Below are 19,556 nucleotides of genomic sequence, written 5' to 3'. Positions count from 1 at the left end.
CTCGGGCAAGACGACGTCGATGAACGCCGTCTCGATGTTCATTCCGCCGCGCGCGAAGGTGCTGAGCATCGAGGACACCAGAGAGCTGTCGCTGTATCACGACAACTGGCTGTCGTCGGTGACGCGGGAGCGACTCCACGAGGGCTCGGACATCGACATGTACGACCTCCTGCGCTCGGCGCTCAGACACCGCCCCGAGTTCATCATCGTCGGCGAGGTCCGTGGCAACGAGGCGGTGACGCTGTTCCAGGCGATGAACACGGGTCACACGACGTTCTCGACGATGCACGCCGACAGCATCGAGACGGTGATCAACCGCTTGGAGAACGAGCCGATCAACGTCCCGCGCGCGATGGTCCAGTCGCTGGATCTGCTGTGCGTCCAGACGCTGACGAGGGTCGGCGGCGAGCGCGTCCGCCGCTCGAAGGCGATCGGCGAGATCGGCGAGGTGGACCAGCGGACCGGCGAACTCGACTACTCGCGGGCGTTCACGTGGCAGCCGCAGAGCGACACCTTCGCGCGCGGCGACTCGAACCTCCTCGAGCAGATCCAGCGCGAACGCGGCTGGAGCCGCGCGGAGCGGAAGCGCGAGATGAACCGCCGTGAGCGGTTCCTCGAACTCCTCGTCGAGTTGGGGACGACCGACTACCGGACGTTCACCGCGCTCGTCAACGAGTACTACGCCGCCCCCGAGCGGGTGATGGAACGGCTCGAAACCGCGAGCGACGCCGACGAAGACGAGAGCGACGAGGGTGACAACGGTCCCCAAGTGACGCCTGCGGGAACGGTCGTGGAGGCTGACACCGACAGCGGCAGTACCGCCGGAACGGGGACCGCCGACAGCGACCGCGACGCCGACGGCGGGAGGTGACCGCGGTGGTCCTCCGCGAGCTGCTGGGATACGCGCCGCTCTTGGTCGTGACGGTGCTGGTGATCCCGGTGGTTCTCGTGCCGGTCAGCCCGCGCGCCCGGCGGCTGGTGTCGCGACTGGCACTGCCGCTGTTCGGCCGATACGTCGCGGAGTCAGGCGCGAGGCGCAGGCGACAGACGAACCGGATGCGGGCGGCCTTCGTCGGCGACAGCTACCGCGTGTTCGCCGCCCAGACGTACCTCATCTCGGCCGTCGCCGGCGTCGCTGGCAGCGTGTACGGGGTGTACCTCGCCGCGTTCGTGCTCCGGTCTCTCGCCGTCGAGCCCGCGGCCATCCGCGCGGCGTTGCCGACGCCGCTGCACGTGCTCGCGGCGGTCGCGAGCGTTCCGGACCTCTCGCTGCTACAGCTGTTCGCCCTGCTCGCGGTCGCCAGCGCGACCGTCGGTTCGCTGTTCGCGTTCGGGACGTACTGGGTGCGGTGGACGATCCTCGATCAGCGCGCGCGGACCCGCGGGATCGAGATCGACGCGACGATGCCGCGGACGGTCGCGTTCGTCTACGCGCTGTCGCGCTCGGGCGTCCCGTTCCAGTCGGTGCTGCGGACGCTCTCGCGGAACCAGGCGGTCTACGGGGAGGCCGCTCGCGAGTTCTCCGTCGCCGTCCGAGAGATGGACGCGTTCGGCACCGACATCCTGTCGGCGTTGCAGACGACCGCGACGCGGACGCCGAGTTCGAACCTCGAAGAGTTCACCGAGAACCTCGCGAGCGTGCTCTCCTCGGGGCAGAACGTCTCGACGTTCCTCCGCGACCAGTACGAGCGGTTCCAGGAGGAAGCGCAGGCCCAGCAGCGGCAGTACCTCGAACTCCTCTCGACGTTCGCGGAGATCTACGTCACCGTCCTCGTCGCCGGCCCGCTGTTCTTCGTCACCGTCCTCGTCGTGGTCGGGCTCGTCCTCCAAGACACCCTCACGCTGATTCGGCTCGTGAGCTACGTCGCGATCCCGCTGGCCACGTTCGGGTTCGTCGTCTACGTCGACAGTATGACCGAGGGGCTGAACGGCCCGGCGCACCGCGTCTCCGACGACGTCGACGACGCGAAGCCCGCCGCGATCGACGAAGCGGGGGGAGTCACAGACGGGGGAGCGGTCCGGAGTCGAGCGGGTCGAGTCGAGCCGGTGAGGGCCGACGACGCGACGGCCGAGAACTGGCGTCGGCTGGCCGTGTACGACAGGGTGGGCTCGATCCGCCGGACGCTCTCGAACCCCGTCGAGTTGGTCCTTCGCCGGCCGGGGTACACGGCCGTCCTGACCGGGCCCCTCGCTTTGCTCGCGGTCTGGCTGGCGATCGACGACGCCGTCCGCGACGCGATCGAGGCCGTCGGGAGCGGCGCGGCCGACCCCCGCAGCGCTGCGACCGGCCTCGTCGAGATCGCTGACGGTCCGATCGCCCTCGCCGCGATCGTCGTCCTCGCCGGCGTCGCCGTGGCACACGAGATCAAGAAGCGTCGAACGCGCGCCATCGAGGCCGACATGCCGGACTTCCTCGACCGGATGGCGAGCATCAACGAGGCCGGCGTCACCGTCGTCGGCTGCATCGAGCGGCTGTCCACCGCCGAACTCGGTCGACTCGGCGACGAGGTCGCGCGCGTGTGGCGAGACATCCAGTGGGGGTCGTCCGTCGGCGACGCCCTGGCCCGGATGGAGCGCCGGACGGACGCGCCGACGGTCTCCAGGGCGGTGACGCTCATCCGGAACGCAATGGCCGCCAGCGGCGACATCAGCCCGGTGCTCCACATCGCCGCCGACGAGGCGCAGGAAGCCAGACGCTCCGCCGGGAGCGTCGCCAGGAGATGCTCACCTACCTCGTCGTCATCTACATCTCGTTCTTCGTCTTCCTCGGGATCGTCGTCGCCCTGACGGTCTCGTTCATCCCGGCGATCGAGGCGGCGGGGCAGTCCGCCGGCACGGCGGGCGGACAGGTCGCCGGGGTCGACACCGGCGTCATCGGCGGGCTCCGGACGGTGAACACCGACGCATACGAGCTGCTGTTCTTCCACGTGGCCGCGATACAGGCCGTCTGCTCGGGCGTCGTCGCGGGGCAGCTTGGGGAGGGCAGCGTGGCCGACGGGTTGAAGCACGCGACGGTCCTGCTGGCGATCGCGTACGTCGTGTTCGCGGTGCTCTGATCGGCGCAGCGTCGCCCCGACTGGAGCGGTGTCGCCGCACCGGATCACCGCGATTTTGTACCGCGCTCGCGTCTCGCGGGTATGGACGAGGAGTCGTCGCAAGGAGCCCCAAACGGGAGTCCTGCCGAGACCCCGATGCGGGCGACCTACGACCGGATCGCCGAGCACTTCGCGTCGACCCGAGAGTACCCCTGGCCGGAGGTGACCGCGTTTCTCGGCGGCGAGCCTGAGGGAGATGTCGACTCGGCGGCCGAGGCGGCGCTCGGCGACGGGGCGAATCTCGCAGGCGACGATCCCGAGAGCGGCGCCACCGGGCGGACGGACCGGCTCGGGCTCGACCTCGGCTGCGGGAACGGCCGGCACTGCGAGTCGCTCGCGGGGGTCGTCGAGCGCGTCGTCGGCGTCGACGCGAGCGGAGGCTTGTTGGCCACCGCTCGCGAACGGTCGCGGAACCGCGGCTTCGAGGACTCGCTCGGGTTGGTCCAGGCCGACGCCGCGGCGCTGCCGCTCCGGTCCGGCGTCGTCGACGTCGCCGTCTACGTCGCGACGCTGCACCACCTCCGCCCGCGAGCGCGACGCGTCGCGAGCCTCTCCGAGTTGGCTCGGGTGCTCGCGCCCGGCGGGCGCGCGCTCGTCAGCGCGTGGTCGACGGCGCACGACCGCTTCGACGAGACCGAGGGGTTCGACACGACCGTGCCGTGGACGCTCCCCGGCGGCGAGCGCGTCGACCGCTTCTACCACTCTACGATCCCGCGGAGTTCGAGGCCGATCTGGCCGAAAGCGACCTCGGCGTGGTCGCGAACGTCGTCTCCAGCGGCAACTGTTACGCCGTCGTCGAGGGGAAATAGCGCCCGAGAGTGAACCCCGCGCGGGTGGTCGCCGCCGACGCACGCGAACTCTGCGTTTAAGTCGCGTCGACGGTTAGGGGGAGACGAATGAGCGACACAGCGGACGTACGCGACTACGAGGTGGTCGTCGTGGGCGGCGGTCCTGCGGGGCTGCAGACCGCGCTGTACACGACGCGACTGGGGCACGACACCGCCGTCGTCGACCGCGGCGGCGGTCGCGCGGCGATGATGCTGGAGACGCACAACGTCATCGGCGTGCCCGAGGAGACATCCGGAAACGAGTTCCTCCAGACGGCCCAAGAGCAGGTCGAATCCTACGGCGGCGACGTCGTTCGCGACTTCATCGTCGAGGCCGAGCGGACCGACGACGGCCGGTTCCGGCTCGTCGGCAACGACGCGGAGTTTCTCGCCGACCGGGTCGTCCTCGGCGTCGGGTTCAACGACGAGCGGCCGAAGCCCCCGGTCCCGCGGACCGGCCGCGGCCTGCACTACTGCCTCCACTGCGACGCGTACATGTTCGTCGACCGGCCGGTGTACGTGATGGGGACCGGCGAGGCCGCCGCCCACGTCGCGATGATTATGCTCAACTTCACCGACGACGTGGACCTGCTGCTCCGCGGCGAGGAACCGGAGTGGAGCGAGGAGACCGACGAACAGCTCCGCGGGCACCCGATCGACGTCGTCGAGGCGGAGATCACCGGAATGCGGAAGGGAGAGGACGGCTGGCTCGAGGCCTTCGAGTTCGACGACGGGACCGTTCGCCGGTACCGCGGCGGCTTCCCGATGTACGGCTCGAACCACAACACCGCGCTCCCGGAACAGCTCGGATGCGAGCTGAACGACGACGGCACCGTCGCCGTCGACGAGAGCATGGAGACGACCGTCGACGGCGTCTACGCCGTCGGCGACATCACGCCCGGGCACAACCAGGTCCCAGTCGCGATGGGCAAGGGCGCGCAGGCCGGAATCGACATCCACTACGGCCTCCGGGAGTTCCCGCGAGACCTCGAATCGATCCGCGAGGACGGCCCCGTCTCCCGGGACGAACTGCCCGGGATGGGCGAGCGCGTCCGCGCCGCCGCCGCCGAGTTCGAGGCCGCGCGCGCGCCGCCGCTGGACGCGGAAGTCGCGGACGACGACTGACGACGCGCCGCCCGGGGCTTCGAGCCGAAAGGGTAACACCCTTATTCGGGGACCGGAAACAGGGAAGTGACGGTCGTCGCCGACGTGTGGCGATGCCCGCGCGTACGAGCGCCGGTGGTCTAGTGGCAGGACCTGAGCCTTCCAAGCTCATGGCCCGGGTTCAAATCCCGGCCGGCGCATTTCTCGAACGAAGTGAGAGAAATCGCCGAGAGGGATTTGAACCCTGGAAGTCGCAGCCCGCGCAGCGAACGAAGTGAGCGAGCAGGAGCGTCTTCCTCTGGTTCATAATCCCGGCCGGCGCATTCTGTGAGGAACGCGCGTGACGAGCGAGTGCGTCACGCTGAATTTGAAGTTCGATCGAGCGTCGCGAGCGACTCGGTCCACACCGGCCGGACACAATTCGGGATCGACAGTGCGGCCAGATACGCCCCGCTCCGTATCTCTCACCGTCGTTCACTCCGTTCGTCGACCGTCGAACGAGAATTCACTCGGGATTGTATAATACATATTACCTTATATGTGGTTAGTGAACCCTTATTCTTACAGGACAAACGCCTTTAGGGGGTAGAAATTGGTGGGAGGTATGACCAAGCCACAGAGACACACGACTGGCGAGTCCGCCGGGCTCGCGGACCCGTCGGACGAGCGGTCGAACTGCGGTGTCGGCGCCGTCATCGACCTCGACGGCGGCCGATCGCACGAGACCGTCGCCGACGGGATCGAACTGCTGGAGAACCTCGAACACCGCGGCACCACCGGCGCCGAGGAGGACACCGGCGACGGTGCGGGGATTATGATCCAGCGACCGGACGAGTTCTTCGACTCCGTCGTCGACGCCGACCTCCCCGAGGAGTACGCGGTCGGATCGATCTTCATGCCGCAGGACGAGGCCGCCCGCGTCGGACTCGTCTCGATCTTCGAGCGCGTGCTCGGGGAGTACGGTCTCGACGTCGTCCACTGGCGCGACGTCCCGACCGACAACGCCGACCTCGGGGCGACCGCGCTCGACTCGGAACCGGACGTCTGGCAGGCGTTCGTCGCTCCCGAGTCCGACCTCGACGACGAGGAGTTCGACCGAGCGCTGTACGTCGCTCGGCGCGCGGTCGAAAAGGAAGTCGAGAAACTGGATTCTGCGGGCGCGGCCCGCTTCTACATCTGCTCGCTGTCGCGAGAGACCCTCGTATACAAGGGCCTCCTGAAGGGCGAACAGCTCGCCGACTACTACCCCGATCTCGCCGACGAGCGGCTGAAGACGACGCTGACCTTAGTCCACGCGCGCTTCTCGACGAACACGCTCGGCGCGTGGCACCTCGCGCACCCGTACCGCCACATCGTCCACAACGGCGAGATCAACACGATCCAGGGCAACATCAACTGGATGCGGAGCCGGGAGACGGACCTCGAACACCCCGACTTCGGCGAGGACCTCGACACGCTGAAGCCCGTCATCAACGACCCCGACCAGTCCGACACGGCCTCCGTCGACAACGCGGTGGAACTGCTCTTACAGGGTGGCCGCGACCTCCCGCACGTCCTGCGGATGCTGATTCCGGAGGCCTACCGCGACGACGACCAGATGGCCGCGGAGCGCCGCGAGTGGTACGACTACCACGCCTCGCTGATCGAGCCGTGGGACGGTCCCGCGCTCGTCGCCGCCACTGACGGCGACCGCGTCGCGGCCGTTCTCGACCGGAACGGGCTGCGTCCCTGCCGCTACGACGTCACCACCGACAACACGCTCGTGATGGCCAGCGAGGTCGGCGCGCTCGACACCGATCCCAGCGAGATCAAAGAGCGCGGCCGCCTCCAGCCCGGGCAGCTGTTCGTCGCCGACCCCGAGGAGGGCCGAGTCATCCCCGACGAGGAGGTCTTCGACTCGCTGACCGACGAGAAGTACGGCGAGTGGGTCGACGAAGAGCAGAGAGAACTCGACGAACTGGTCGACGCCGACGACTACGAACCGAGAGGCGGGGTCGACTCCCTCCGCGCCTCCCAGGCCGCGTTCGGCTACACCCACGACCAGCTGAACCACCTCATCGAGCCGATGGCCAGAGACGGCAAGGACCCCGTCGGATCGATGGGCGACGACACGCCGCTGTCTGTCCTCTCGGACTTCAACCGGCCGCTCTTCACCTATTTCAAGCAGCTGTTCGCGCAGGTCACGAACCCGCCGCTGGACTACATCCGCGAGGAACTGGTCACCTCCCTGGAATCCCGGCTCGGCGCGCAGCGGAACCTCCTCGACGAGAGTCCGGCGCACGCGCGGCAACTCGTCCTCGACTCCCCCGTCCTGACCGACGCGCAGACGGCGGGCATCAAGTCGCTCGGCGACGATCCGGGCGACGCGATGGACTCGACGATCGTCGATATCACCTACGAACGCGAGCGGTCGCTCGAGGACGCCATCGAACGCGTCCGCGAGGACGCCGTCGCGGCCATCGAGGCGGGCGCTGACGTCGTGGTCCTCTCCGACCGGGATCTGAACCCCGATCGGGTCGCGATCCCGAGCCTGCTCGCGACCGGTGCGGTACACCACTGCCTCGTTCGGAACGGCCACCGCAACCACGCGGGGCTCGTACTCGAATCGGGCGACCCCCGAGAGGTTCACCACGTCGCAACCCTCGTCGGCTACGGCGCGGATGCGGTCAACCCCTACCTCGCCTATCAGACGATCGCCGACGTTGTCGCCGGTCCCGACGGGGCCGACGAGAGCGAGTCGATCGCGGCGTACAAGAAGGCGCTGGAGGACGGCCTCCTGAAGACGATGGCGAAGATGGGCATCTCGACGGTCGAGTCCTACCAGGGCGCGCAGATCTTCGAGGCGGTCGGCCTCGACTCCGGCTTCGTCGCCGAGTACTTCGAGGGCACGGAGATCCGCACCGAGGGCATCGGCATCGACGTCATCGAGGAGGACGTCCGGACGCGACACACCGTCGCGTTCGGCGAGGACCCCGACCTCGAACGGCAGGGCGAGTACGAGCACCGCTCCGACGGGATCCACCACCAGTGGAACCCCCAGACGGTCGGCACGCTCCAGCAGGCCGTCCGCTCGGGCAACTACGAGAAGTACCGGGAGTTCGCCGAACTCATCAACGACCAGTCCGAGGAGTTGCAGACGCTCCGCGGCCTGCTCGAGTTCGACTCCGACCGCGATCCCATCCCGGTCGAGGAGGTCGAACCGATCGAGGACATCGTGACGCGCTTCTCGACCGCGGCGATGTCGCTCGGCAGCCTCTCGCCGGAGGCCCACGAGAACAACTCGATCGCGATGAACCGCCTCGGGGGGAAGTCCAACTCCGGCGAGGGCGGCGAACCGCCGGAGCGCTTCGGCACCGAGAAGGAGTGCAACGTCAAGCAGGTCGCCTCCGGCCGCTTCGGCGTCACCTCCGAGTACCTCACCAGCGCCGACGAACTGCAGATCAAGATGGCGCAGGGATCGAAGCCCGGCGAGGGCGGGCACCTCCCCGGCAAGAAGGTCAACGAGATGATCGCGCACGTCCGATTCGCGACCCCCGGCGTCGGCCTCATCTCGCCGCCGCCGCTGCACGACATCTACTCGATCGAGGACCTCAAACAGCTCATCCACGACCTCAAGACCGCCAACCCCGAGGCCGACATCAACGTGAAGCTCGTCTCGGAGGCCGGCATCGGCACCATCGCCGCGGGCGTGGCGAAGGCCAACGCCGACGTCGTCCACATCTCGGGGCACGACGGCGGGACCGGCGCGTCGCCGAAGACGTCGATCAAGAACGCCGGCCTCCCGTGGGAGCTCGGCCTCGCCGAGGCGAACCAGATGCTCCGGGCGACCGGCCTGCGCTCGCGCATCCGCGTCTCCACCGACGGCGGGATGAAGACCGGCCGCGACGTCGCCGTTGCCGCGCTACTGGGCGCTGAGGAGTACATCTTCGGCACGTCGTCGCTCGTCACCTCCGGCTGCGTGATGGCCAGACAGTGCCACGAGAACACCTGCCCGGTCGGCGTCGCCACCCAGCGGGAGAACCTCCGGAACCGGTTCCCCGGCCAGCCGGATCACGTCATCAACTACATGACGTTCATCGCCCAGGAGCTCCGCGAGATCATGGCCGAACTCGGTTTCGCCTCGCTGGAGGAGATGATCGGTCGGCCGTCCGTGCTCACCCAGCGCGAGACCGACCACGAGAAGGCCAGACACCTCGACCTCACGGACGTCATCGCCGAGCCCGCGGGCGACGTCCGGCAGAAGACCGAAGAGCAGGTCCACGAGGGCGTCGAGTCCCAGTTGGACCACGAACTCATCGAACGGGCGAAACCGGCGCTCGAATCGGGCGAACCCGTCGCCATCGACTCGTCGATCTCGAACGTCGACCGCGCGGTCGGCGCGATGCTGTCGAACCGCATCTCGAAGGACCACGGCGGCGCGGGGCTGGCCGACGACACGGTCCGCGTGGACTTCGACGGCGTCGCCGGGCAGTCCTTCGGCGCGTTCCTCGCAGGGGGCGTGACGATGCACCTCACCGGCGCGGCCAACGACTACGTCGGCAAGGGCCTCTCCGGCGGCCGACTGATCGTCGAGACGCCCGAGAACGCCGCCTACGAACCCGACGAGAACGTCCTCATCGGCAACGTGGCGCTCTACGGCGCGACCCAGGGCGAACTGTACGTCAACGGCGTCGCCGGCGAGCGCTTCGCCGTCCGCAACTCCGGCGTGAAGGCCGTCGTCGAGGGCGTCGGCGACCACGGCTGCGAGTACATGACCGGCGGCGTCGTCGCCGTGCTCGGCGACACCGGGCGCAACTTCGCCGCGGGGATGTCCGGCGGCGTCGCGTACGTCTACGACCCCGACGACGAGTTCGCCGGGCAGACGAACACCGGGATGGTCTCGCTCGAAGACAGCCTCGACGACTCCGACCGCTCGATGCTCCGCCGCCTCGTCGAGAACCACGCGGCCTACACCGACAGCGACCGCGCAGAGTGGATGCTCGAGGAGTGGAACGAGGTCGTCTCGGACTTCACGAAGGTGATGCCCGACGCGTACGCCGAGGTCATCGAAGAGCGCGCCCGCGACGACGTCCGCAAGGAACTGCCGCCGGCGGCGTCGGCCGCGGCAGCAGACGACGGCGACCGGCTGGCGCAGACGAGCGACGACTGAGACGCCGCACTGACGGCACCGCGGTTCGACTTTTCCGCTCCGTGCGACCGACTCGGAGCCCCACCGCCGACAGCACACTTAACTCCGTGACCGCGGAAGCGACACGTATGCGAGGGGCCCGGGGGAGCGACGCCGCCAGTTCGTCGGACGCCGCGAGTCCGTCGCTGGCGGCGCTGCGGGGCGACGACCGCGCGGTCAGCGAGACGGTCAGTTTCATCCTCGTCTTCGCCTTGGTCGTCGCCTCCGTCGGGACCGTCTACGCCGTCGGCGTCTCGGAGTTGGAGCAGACCCGGGACGCAGAGCGCGTCGAGAACGCCGAGCGCGCCTTCGACGTCCTCGCGGACAACCTCCGGGACGTCCTCGACGGCGCGCCCAGCCGCGGAACGGAGGTGAAACTCGCCGACGCGACGATCCGCTCGGCGGACGACGCGAGGATGAACGTGACCGTCGAGCCCGACGGTGCCAGCGAGGAGTGGTGGAACTTCTCTCTGCGGCCGCTCGTCTACGAGGCCGCCGCGGGCGGCGAAGTCCGCCTCAGCAGCGGTGCCGTGCTCCGCGACAGCCCCGACGGCGGGGCGTCCGTGGTCCGCGGGCCGCCGCTGATCGTCGACGGCGACGACGGGGTACGGCTGACGCTCGTCAAGTCCGAGCACGTCGGAACCGAGGCCGTCGGCGGGTCCCAGACCGTCCGGGTCCGGACGGCCGCCAGCCGCCCGCGGCTCTTTTACGACCGCGAGGGCGGCCACGACGTCACCGTCAACCTCACGACGCCCTACACCGACGCGTGGGAACGGCAGTACGAATCCGCTGGCTTCGACGACTGCACCGAGGTCAGAGAGCCCACCCCCGACAGTTCGGGGAAGCTCTCCTGTCGCATCTCAGACGTCGATCGAGTCACCGTCGTCTGGGTTCGCATCACCACGTCGTTCGAGTGAGCAGGGCGCGCTCGGTCTGCGAGGTCCGAAACCGCGGGGCACCGACGGTCAAAGCCCTCTTTGAGCGTAGCGGAGGTATATGTTCGATGAGTCACAAGATCGGGTATGGTCCTCGAACGAGCGGCCCGCGATCCCTCCAGCCGAATCGACGCCGACCGCGAACCGACCCCGCGAACCGCCCCAGCCCACGCCGAGGAGTTGCACGTCCGAAGCTACGCCCACGAGTGGAGCTACGACCTCGAAGTCGAGGTCTCGACGCCCGACGGCGACGTCGTCTTCGAGACGCAGTACTACCTGCGGCCCGGTCGGGCCGCCAGCGAACTCGGGGCGATCGAGCCCGGCGAGTACGACGTGCGAGCGGTGTTAGACGGCGACCGCGAGGCCGTGCGTCGCTGCCGGATCGATCGAACGCCCGAGGGGACGGCCGTCGTCGAGGTCGGAAACGGGGTCCTCAGTCTGACCCAGGGGTTCCGCGTGCGGTAGGCTCTCGATCGCACGTCAGTTCAGTTCGACGGTGACGTTGTTCTCGGTGACGTGGAGGTACGTGATGTAGGACGTGCCGGCGATCGTATCGTAGCGCAGCGTCCCGCCCGATTGGCTCGTGGAGATCTGAGAGGTCCCACGATTGCCCGGACCGTGGTAGACGGTAAGGTCGAACTCCGAATCGAACGTCGCGAAGTAGTGTCTGCTGAGGATCCGCAGGTTCTGCCGGTCTCCGTAGTCGTAGGTCGTGTCTTCGCCGTCGTCGCCGGTGTGTGCGAATGTCGTGGGGTCGGCGCTCTGGGTCGCAGACTCGTTGCGCTCGTCCCAGTCGATCGCGGTGTCCTCGGTGATGCTGCTCGATCCGTACGTCAGGTTCTGCTCGGTGCCGGTGAAGTCGATCTCGATGACCGTGTCGCCGTCGTCGCAGGCGAGTTGGACGTCCCCCGAATCGGAGGGGATCGAGTCGTTCGTCCACCGGTGAACCCCCTCCGGCGTCGATGCGTCGTGGTAGTAGACGTCCATCGTCAGCGTCGCCGATCCGGCCTCGTCGCCGTCGCAGTAGTTGTTCCCGATACCGTTGGGGACCCCTACGGCCGCCTCGTAGGCTTTGTCGCCGTCCTCGACGTAGAAGGACACGAAGATGTTGTTGAACGTCCCGCTGTCCTTCTTGATCGACGTCTGGAAGTCAGTGAGCGAGTGACCGCCGGCGATGCCGCGGATCGGAATGCTCTCTCCCTTCTCGGGGAGCGGAAACGCGCCGACCTCGTTGGCCGTTTCCAGGACGACCGTCGCGGTTCGGTTGTCGTGGTCGACGGAGACGTTCCCGGTCGTCCGGGTGCGGAAGTAGTCGGCCCACGCCTCGTAGTACGCGCTGTGGACGGTCACGTCGACGGTCCCGGTCCTGACGGGGTTGACGTACTGGCGGGTCTCGCCGTCGACCGGTTCGTCGTACGGCGCGCCGGGTCCGTCGGTCGCGGTCCCGGTCTCGTTCGGGTAGACGCGCGTCAGATCGCCGTCCCGTCGGATCGTGGCGCGGACGTCGCCGCTGGCGGCGTCGGCCGAGCGGACGCGGAGCACCGGCAGCGTCAGCGTCGTGCCGCGGTAGTGGAACTCCGGCGGCGACACCATCGAGGCCCCCCCGTCTGGCCCCTGTCTCCAGACGCCGCCGCCCTGGTAGGCGACGGTCGTCTCGCCCTTGCTGTAGGTCACGGAGCCGAGCGAGGCGTTGTAGATCTCCTCGGTCTCTCCGGCGGTGTAGTTCGTGTGTCGGATTCGGAGCCAGCCGCTCTCGGACTCCGCGGCGTAATCACCCCCGCTGGAACCGCCGAGCCTGACGGTCTGAACCGACCCTTCTCCCAAGCCGACGACCGCCGCGCGGGCGTCGAGCAGGGTCATCGCGTGCTCGGCGCGGTCGATCGACGAGCTGTCCTGTACGTCAGTCAGCGCGGATCCGCCGAACGCGACGACGACGCCACCGCCGGCGATGGTCAGCGCCAGCAGTAACACGAGGCCGATGTTCGACGCCTGCGCGCGGCGATTCATACTGTAAGTCCCCCCATCCGTCCGAGTTCGGTCCCGGCGGGCCGCGACAGCGACAGCGCGTTCGCGCCCTCGCCCTCGGAGACGACGAGCGTCTCTCCCCCGCCGCTCGTGTCCAGTTCGATCGCCACCCAGCCGCCGTTTACGGACGTCTCGTTCATCGGTACGAGCGTCGAGACGGTAAGCGTGACGCTCACGCCAGATTGCACGGATCGGAGCGTCAGTTCGTATCTCCCGGGATCCGTCCCCGGTGACGATCGCTCGGTGATCGCGATCCGGTAGGTCTCGCTGGCGACCCCGTCGGGGAGGTCGACGCCGACGCGGAGTTCGGGGGACGATTCCGTCGAGCGAGCGAGCCGGTCGGCGTCGTCGATCCCGGCGGCGAGCTGTTCGGAGACGACTTCCAGTTCCTCGCGGACGACGCGGTCCCGCTCGTTCTCGACGTATCCGCTGCCCGCGACGAGGAGGCCGGAGATGAGGACCGCCGTGATGCTCAGCGCGATCACGTAGTTGACGGTGATCGAGACCGCGCGGTCGTCTCGCGCGCGGCCAGCCGAACGCGGTCGACGCGGTGGCCGGCTCATTCCGGAACCACCTCGACCGTCGACGCGTAGTCGACGTCCTCGGTCCGGTATGTCGCGTCGAACCGAGCGCCGTAGAGCGCGTGCGTCCAGTACGGCGTGCCGCCGTCGACGTCGTCGATGCCGAGCGTCGAGAGGTCACTCTGCGGCTCGTCGACGACCACCGAGTACGTCCCCTCGGCCCGGTGCGAATCGCGGAAGTCGACGGCGACGTCGTCGCCGACGTCGGTGAGGTTCGAGAGCGCCGGACACGACGCGCCGCCGACGGACTCGTTCGCGACGTCGATCGCGAACGTCCCGCCGGTGTCGGACCGACAGGTCTCGGTGTCGCCGCCGTCGTCCACGCGGATCTCCGGATTACCGCTGGTGTCGTACACGTAGAGCGTCGTCGCCCCCGCGTCCGAGTCGACCTCGACGGTGAACACCTCGTCCGTCCCGATGGTCGGATCGTCCGCGAGCGACGACTCCTCGACCGCGAACCGCAGCGAACGGACTCCGGAGAGGTCCGCGTCCGCCGCGACCGTCCAGTCTTCCCCGCCGGTCTCGTTCGTGAAGTTCCGCGAGGCGTCGTCCTGCTGGATCCGCGTGCCGTTGGTCACGCCCGCGACCTCGACGCCGACGACGTCGCCCCCGACGGCTCTGTGGTGTGAGGCCTGCTCGTCCCAGCGCGAGAGGGTCGAGCCGAGCGCCGATCGCAGTTCGTCCGGATCGCTGTTGTTCCGATCGTTCACCGAGCGGATCGCGTCGACGCCCGCCTCGCGGGACTCGGAGACGTACTCGACGACGGGCGTCGCGTCGACGCCGGCGTCGCGGGTCGCCAAGTTCCCGGTGTAGATGGCGGTGTTGAGCAGTAGCGCCAGCGCGACGAACAGGACGGCTAGGGCGAGCGCACCGACGAGGAGGAGCTGCGCGCGGTCGCCGTCGTCTCCGTTCGGACCACCGCTCCATCGGCTCACATCCGCCATACGACGAGCTCCACCTCCACGACCGCGTACAGCGATTGGTCCTCGTCGGCGTCTTCGACCACGTAGGAGGCATCCTCCAGCGTCGTTCCCGACGGCGACTCGTCGGGGTCACGCAGTTGGTCTCCGTCCGAGAGCGTGACGAGTCGGCGCACCGTCGAGGCGTGGTCGCTCGGCTCGCCGAGGTCGACGATCGGCACGTGTTCGCGTTCGCCGTCCTCCACGTAGTACACCGAGAGGTCGAACGCGATCCCCCGTTCGAGGAACGCCTGTTCGAGCACGTCGCCGAACGCCGTCGGCGGCGGGCCCTGGACGTACCCGTCGTCGGTCGCGTCGTGCCAATTGCCCGCCGAGTCGTTCCAGTACAGGAGCGTCGACGCGAGCGTGCCGTTCTCGTCGGCCGTCGCGAGGACGCCCTCGGCGACGGCGGCCTGCTGGTTCTCGATGTGCTGACTGGAGGTGCTGCCGGTCAGGGGCGTCACGGCCGTCACCTGCAGTGCGAACGCCAGCGCGGAGACGAGGATCATCGCGGCGGTGATCGCCTCCAGCGTGTGCGCCTGTCCGCGGTCCATCACCACACCCTCACGAGCAGGCGGTACGTCTCGCCGCCGATAGCGACGACGCGCTGTGCGGACGTCACCGACCGCGTGTCCGGGAGTTCGGGACCGGCCGAGAGCGTCGTTCCGTTCACGGTCGCGACGCCGCCCTCGAGCTCGTGAATCGAGACGTTGGCGTCGCGCGCGCCGTCGAGTGCGAACAGTTCAGCGGTCGTGTCAGCGGTGGTGTTGAATTGACACGTCGCAGTCGCGCCGTCGCCGCCGTTCAACTGGTCGAACAGCCCCGACGTACAGGTCTCGTTCAACAGGTACGGCTCCGCGGGGTCGCCGAGGCGGTCCGACGAGAGCGACGTCGCGAGGCGATCGGCCGTTTGCGGGCCTTCGGCGCTCTCGAACGGCGCGAAGATCGTCGGCACGAACGCGACGACGAAGGCCACGACGATGAGGAACAGGCTGATCCCGATCGCGAAGTCGATCGTGGTCTGTGCGCGGGTCGAAGTGCCGCGGGAGGGCGTCGTCAGCACGTCAGCCCACCACCATCCAGACGGCGAGCGCGATGGTCTGCAGGATGACGACGAACTTCACTCCGGAGACGATGTCGGCGTCGCGGATGTAGCCGCTGATGAACCCCGACAGCGCCGCCTGCAGCGTGACGGCGTGGAAGAACAGCACCGAGAGCAGTTGGGTGTCGACGCCGCCACCGAAGCTCAGTCCCTGCCCGGAGAGCTCGCCCCCGGACGAACTGGCCTGCGAGGTCAGCCCGGACATCACGTCGAGGAACTGCGTCTTCAGGATGGCCATCACGCCGAGCAGCGTCAGGTACGTCATCAGGATGATCGCGACCTGCATCCGCGTGCGGGACTTGCGCTCGCGCTCGATGTCGTCTTGGTTCTCGGAGGCCTGCGCCGCCGTCGTCAGGACCTCGGTGATCTGACTCGACGCCTCCTGGGCCTTCGAGATGAGCTTGACCGTCCGCGCGAGCCGCGGGATGTGGTACTTGTTGTTGAACTCGACGAGCGCGCTCCGCAGGCTCATCCCGTAGTTCACCTTCGCGTGCATCACCTCGAACTCCTCGGCGAGTTTGCCCGAGGACGTCGACGCCACCGTCTCGACGGACTCCAAGAGCGTCTGGCCGGTGTCGTTCGCGCTGGAGAGCTTCCGGAGGTTGTCCGAGAGCTTCCCGACGACCGCGTTCCGCGAGCGGACGTTCCACGTGTGGAAGACCGCCAGCGGCACGCCGACGACGTACGTCGGAACGTACCACCAGACGAACGTCCCCCAGACGGGGTTCTCGACCATCCCGCCCCACGACAGCGGCGCGGCCCCGTTTGCGACGGCGACCGCGAGGAGCGCCGCCGCCGCCGGAACGGTCAGCAGCAGCGAGTACAGCGGGTTGTCTCGGAAGAACAGGTGCGGGTTCCTGAGCAGTTGCCCCGTCTTGTAGGTCCCTTCCCGGGCGCGGATCCGGTCGAAGAGGCTGAACTCGCCGACGAAGCTCTCGATCAACCCCATGTGGATCAGGCCCTCGCGGTTGACCTGTTCGAGGCGCTCGGAGCTGTTCGACGGCTGGAGGTAGCCGTCGCCGGGTTCGTCCTGCTTGACCGTCGAGACGAGCACGAGGAACGCCACGCCGGTCAGCGGGATGAGCCCGTAGACGGTCCCGTACAGCAGTTGCTGTTGGGCCTGTCCGAGCATACTCATGATGACGAGGATGATGATGAGGAGCAGCGGGAACAGCGACAGCGTCATGTACATCTCGCCGAACAGCTCCAGCGTCTCGAGAACCGTCTCCTGTTCCTGTTTCGCGGTCCGGAGGTGCTTTTCCTTCTTGTCGTCGAGGAACTGCTCCATGTCGCCCCCGGAGTTGACGATCGAGAGCATGTCCGTCAGGAACTGCGAGAGTTCCTCGGAGGGGGTCGTCATCGCCTGATCGCGGATGGCGTTCCGGTAGTCGGTCCCGAAGTACTCCGTCTCGCGAACGATGCTCTGGAACTCCTGGGCGACCTCGCCGTAGGTGTCGTCGGCCCGTCCCATCGCCTCCAAGATCTCCAGTTGGTTGAGCCCGCCCACAGACAGCGCGTACATGAACGAGATCGCGTCGGGGAGCAGCATATTGATCTCGCGCTTCCGTCCCGACGCCTTCGAGTACGGGACGGCGACGAGGCTGCCGAACCCGAGCCCGAACCCGATCGCGCCGAAGACGACGCCCGAGACGAGCGTCACCGCGGGGACGGTGAGCGCGTTCAGGGCCGCGGCGGTCTCGGCGTCCGGCGTGGGGAGGCCGATGCTGATGGCCTCCGGCGCGACCAGCCCGAACGCGAAGATCGCCCACGCGAGCAGCGATCCGACGATCCAGAGCGCCCCGCCCGCGATGACGCCGATCGCGATGGCGTGTGAGAGGTACAGTTCCACGGTCGCCGGCATCCGCGCCTGTTCGAGCTTCCGCCCGAGGTCGGCGACGAAGTCGCCGTCCTCGTTGAACAGGAACTGAAACACCGGGTAGAAGGCGTCGCCGAGCGTGTCCGTGCTGCGGTCGAGTCCGTCTCCCTCCGCGTCGCCGACGTCGAGGCTCATCCGTCAGACTCCGTCGAGTCGTCCGCGGCGCGCTCTCCCACGTCTTCGCCGCTGTCCTCGTCGCCGTCGACCTGCCTGACGTCGCCGAAGTCCCACGCCTCGTCCGCCTCTTCCGCCGCGTCGTCAGCGTCGTCGTCATCCGCTCCCTCGACGTCCGGTTCGGCGACGTTCGATTCGTCGGCATCGACTTCTTCGGCGTCGTCAACGTCTGTTTCCTCGGCGTCGTCGATAGCTGAGCCCCCGGCGTCCGATTCCTCCCCATCCGATTCCTCCCCATCCGATTCCTCCCCGTCCGATTCCTCGACGACGTCGGTACCCGGTTCCTCGATTCGGTCGGTGCCGACCGTCTGGGTCTCGTCAGCGCCGAGCGCCTCGGCGTCGTCGCGTTCCGCGCTCGCCGCGTCACCCGCGCCGGGGTCGGAGGGCTCGAAGCCGTCCTCGTCGGCTGCGACCGGGTCCGAATCGATTCCGCCGTTCGCTTCGGCTGTGTCGTCGGTCTCGTCCGCCGACGGTTCTTCGAGGAGGTCCTCGATGCCGAAGTCACCGTCTGAAATCGACGCATCAGCGTTTCCGTCGGCGGTTTCCTGGCTCTCGGAATCGACCGACTCGTCCGGGCCGGGGTCGAGCGCCGGCGTCTCCGACTCGCCGTCGATCTCAGGCGTGTCGGCACCATCGTCCAGCGTCGGCGTGTCGTCGCCGTCGTCCAACGCCGGCGCGTCAGACCGCTCTTCGAGCGCGTCGAGTTCGGGGTGCTCGCCCGTCGCGGCGGTGACGTCCGGCGCGGATTCGACGTCGAGCAGCGCGTCCGCGACGTCGACGTCGTCGAGGTCGCGGTACTCGGGCCACAGCTCCTCCTCGGCGCGTTCGAGGATCTCCGTGCAGAGCGTCTGGATCTCCTCCCCGGGGCTCGGTCGGGGGACCATCTCCTCCTTCTCGGGGTCGACGTCGATCTCGACCGACTCCATCTCGCGGAGGTCCTCGAGGCTGCGTTCGAGTTCGTCGCGGGCCATCAGCGCGAGGATCGTCTCCTGATCGTTGATGAACGCCTGCAGCGTCGCCGCGACCTGCGTGTAGGTGTTGAGCCCGCGGTCGATCAGGTACGCGAGCACGACTCGTCTCATAAACAGCTCCTCGTCGAGTTGCTCTCTCGTCCAACCGCGGTCGAACCGGACGTCTTCGAGGGTGTTCGACGAGCCCATCTTGAGGAACTCGTCGCCCTCGGCCTGCCACTGGTAGACGTCTTGGACGTTGATCTCGTCGTTCTCGGCGTCGTAGTGGTTGATCTCGGTCAGGGACTTGTTCCGCCGCACCTTGTTGCCCTGCACGCGGGTCGACGTCTGGATCGAGACGAGATCCAGCGCCGTGAACATCGTCTTTGATACATTAATCGGGTCGGTCGTGAAGCGCTTGAGCACCTCGCCGACGCTGTCGGCGTGGAACGTCGTGTACGTCGTGTGCCCCGTCGACATCACCTGAAACAGCGTCCGACCCTCCTCGCCGCGGATCTCGCCCATCACGATGTAGTCGGGGCGCTGTCGGAGCGCCGCCTCCAGCAGGTCGAACTCGTCGACGTCCCCGCGGTCGTCGTCGCTGAACGAGGGCCGGGTGACGGAGGCGACCCAGTTGCGCTGTGGCAGCTCCACCTCGCGGGTGTCCTCGATCGAGACGATCTTCGAGTTCGAGGGGATGAAAAGCGACACCGCGTTCAGCGAGGTCGTCTTCCCGGAGGCCGTCCCGCCGGCGAAGATGA

General features: G+C 68.1%; 12 protein-coding genes, 1 tRNA gene and 2 pseudogenes. 8 read left to right on the top strand and 7 right to left on the bottom strand.

Annotated elements, in window-relative coordinates:
* The 8 genes and pseudogenes from ACP99_RS18125 to ACP99_RS18090 form a co-directional block, all read left to right on the top strand.
* The coding region (locus ACP99_RS18125; RefSeq protein WP_197052517.1) for a type II/IV secretion system ATPase subunit at positions 1-871 on the top strand (871 nt) is incomplete at its 5' end.
* A gap of 5 nt (positions 872-876) precedes the next feature.
* Positions 877-3,056, top strand: a pseudogene (locus ACP99_RS18120) (type II secretion system F family protein).
* Between the two features lie 81 nt (positions 3,057-3,137).
* Positions 3,138-3,904, top strand: a pseudogene (locus tag ACP99_RS18115) (class I SAM-dependent methyltransferase).
* Positions 3,905-3,991: 87 nt separating this feature from the next.
* Complete coding sequence (locus ACP99_RS18110) at positions 3,992-5,047, top strand: NAD(P)/FAD-dependent oxidoreductase (protein ID WP_049987934.1); 1,056 nt, start codon at positions 3,992-3,994, stop codon at positions 5,045-5,047.
* A 108-nt stretch (positions 5,048-5,155) separates the two neighbouring features.
* Positions 5,156-5,226 (top strand) — tRNA-Gly (locus ACP99_RS18105).
* Between the two features lie 404 nt (positions 5,227-5,630).
* A complete protein-coding gene (gltB, locus tag ACP99_RS18100) occupies positions 5,631-10,175 on the top strand; it encodes a glutamate synthase large subunit (protein WP_049987933.1) in 4,545 nt (1,514 codons plus the stop codon).
* A gap of 107 nt (positions 10,176-10,282) precedes the next feature.
* Positions 10,283-11,110, top strand: coding sequence for a DUF7289 family protein (locus tag ACP99_RS18095; protein WP_049987932.1), 828 nt, complete (start codon positions 10,283-10,285; stop codon positions 11,108-11,110).
* Positions 11,111-11,215: 105 nt separating this feature from the next.
* Positions 11,216-11,593, top strand: a complete 378-nt coding sequence (locus ACP99_RS18090) for a hypothetical protein (RefSeq protein ID WP_049987931.1) — start codon at positions 11,216-11,218, stop codon at positions 11,591-11,593.
* Positions 11,594-11,608: 15 nt separating this feature from the next.
* Here ACP99_RS18090 and ACP99_RS18085 read toward each other — a convergent pair whose 3' ends face one another.
* From ACP99_RS18085 to ACP99_RS20260, 7 genes are all read right to left on the bottom strand, one after another.
* Positions 11,609-13,135, bottom strand: a complete 1,527-nt coding sequence (locus ACP99_RS18085; RefSeq protein ID WP_049987930.1) for a DUF7289 family protein — start codon at positions 13,133-13,135, stop codon at positions 11,609-11,611.
* Complete coding sequence (locus ACP99_RS18080; protein WP_049987929.1) at positions 13,132-13,716, bottom strand: DUF7266 family protein; 585 nt, start codon at positions 13,714-13,716, stop codon at positions 13,132-13,134. The genes ACP99_RS18085 and ACP99_RS18080 overlap by 4 nt, the downstream gene beginning before the upstream one ends.
* The gene (locus tag ACP99_RS18075) at positions 13,713-14,678 is read right to left on the bottom strand and encodes a DUF7261 family protein (RefSeq protein ID WP_049987928.1); all 966 of its coding nucleotides are present in this window, start codon (positions 14,676-14,678) and stop codon (positions 13,713-13,715) included. The genes ACP99_RS18080 and ACP99_RS18075 overlap by 4 nt, the downstream gene beginning before the upstream one ends.
* Positions 14,666-15,247 carry a DUF7288 family protein gene (locus ACP99_RS18070; protein WP_049987927.1) on the bottom strand — a complete coding sequence of 194 codons (582 nt, stop codon included), beginning with the start codon at positions 15,245-15,247 and terminating at the stop codon, positions 14,666-14,668. Before ACP99_RS18070 ends, ACP99_RS18075 begins: the two co-directional genes overlap by 13 nt.
* Positions 15,247-15,756: a DUF7287 family protein gene (locus tag ACP99_RS18065; RefSeq protein WP_049987926.1), complete on the bottom strand. Its 510-nt coding sequence runs from the start codon at positions 15,754-15,756 to the stop codon at positions 15,247-15,249. The genes ACP99_RS18070 and ACP99_RS18065 overlap by 1 nt, the downstream gene beginning before the upstream one ends.
* Before the next feature lies 1 nt (position 15,757).
* The gene (locus ACP99_RS18060) at positions 15,758-17,806 is read right to left on the bottom strand and encodes a type II secretion system F family protein (protein WP_049987925.1); all 2,049 of its coding nucleotides are present in this window, start codon (positions 17,804-17,806) and stop codon (positions 15,758-15,760) included.
* On the bottom strand, positions 17,803-19,556 hold a 1,754-nt coding region (locus ACP99_RS20260; protein ID WP_231554348.1), incomplete at its 5' end, for an ATPase, T2SS/T4P/T4SS family. The genes ACP99_RS18060 and ACP99_RS20260, both read right to left, overlap by 4 nt.

Source organism: Halobellus rufus (assembly GCF_000739575.1).
Classification (GTDB): Archaea; Halobacteriota; Halobacteria; order Halobacteriales; family Haloferacaceae; genus Haloquadratum; species Haloquadratum rufum.
The sequence above is the reverse complement of the archived record's forward strand: the minus strand, read 5'-3'. Positions and strand labels throughout refer to the sequence as shown.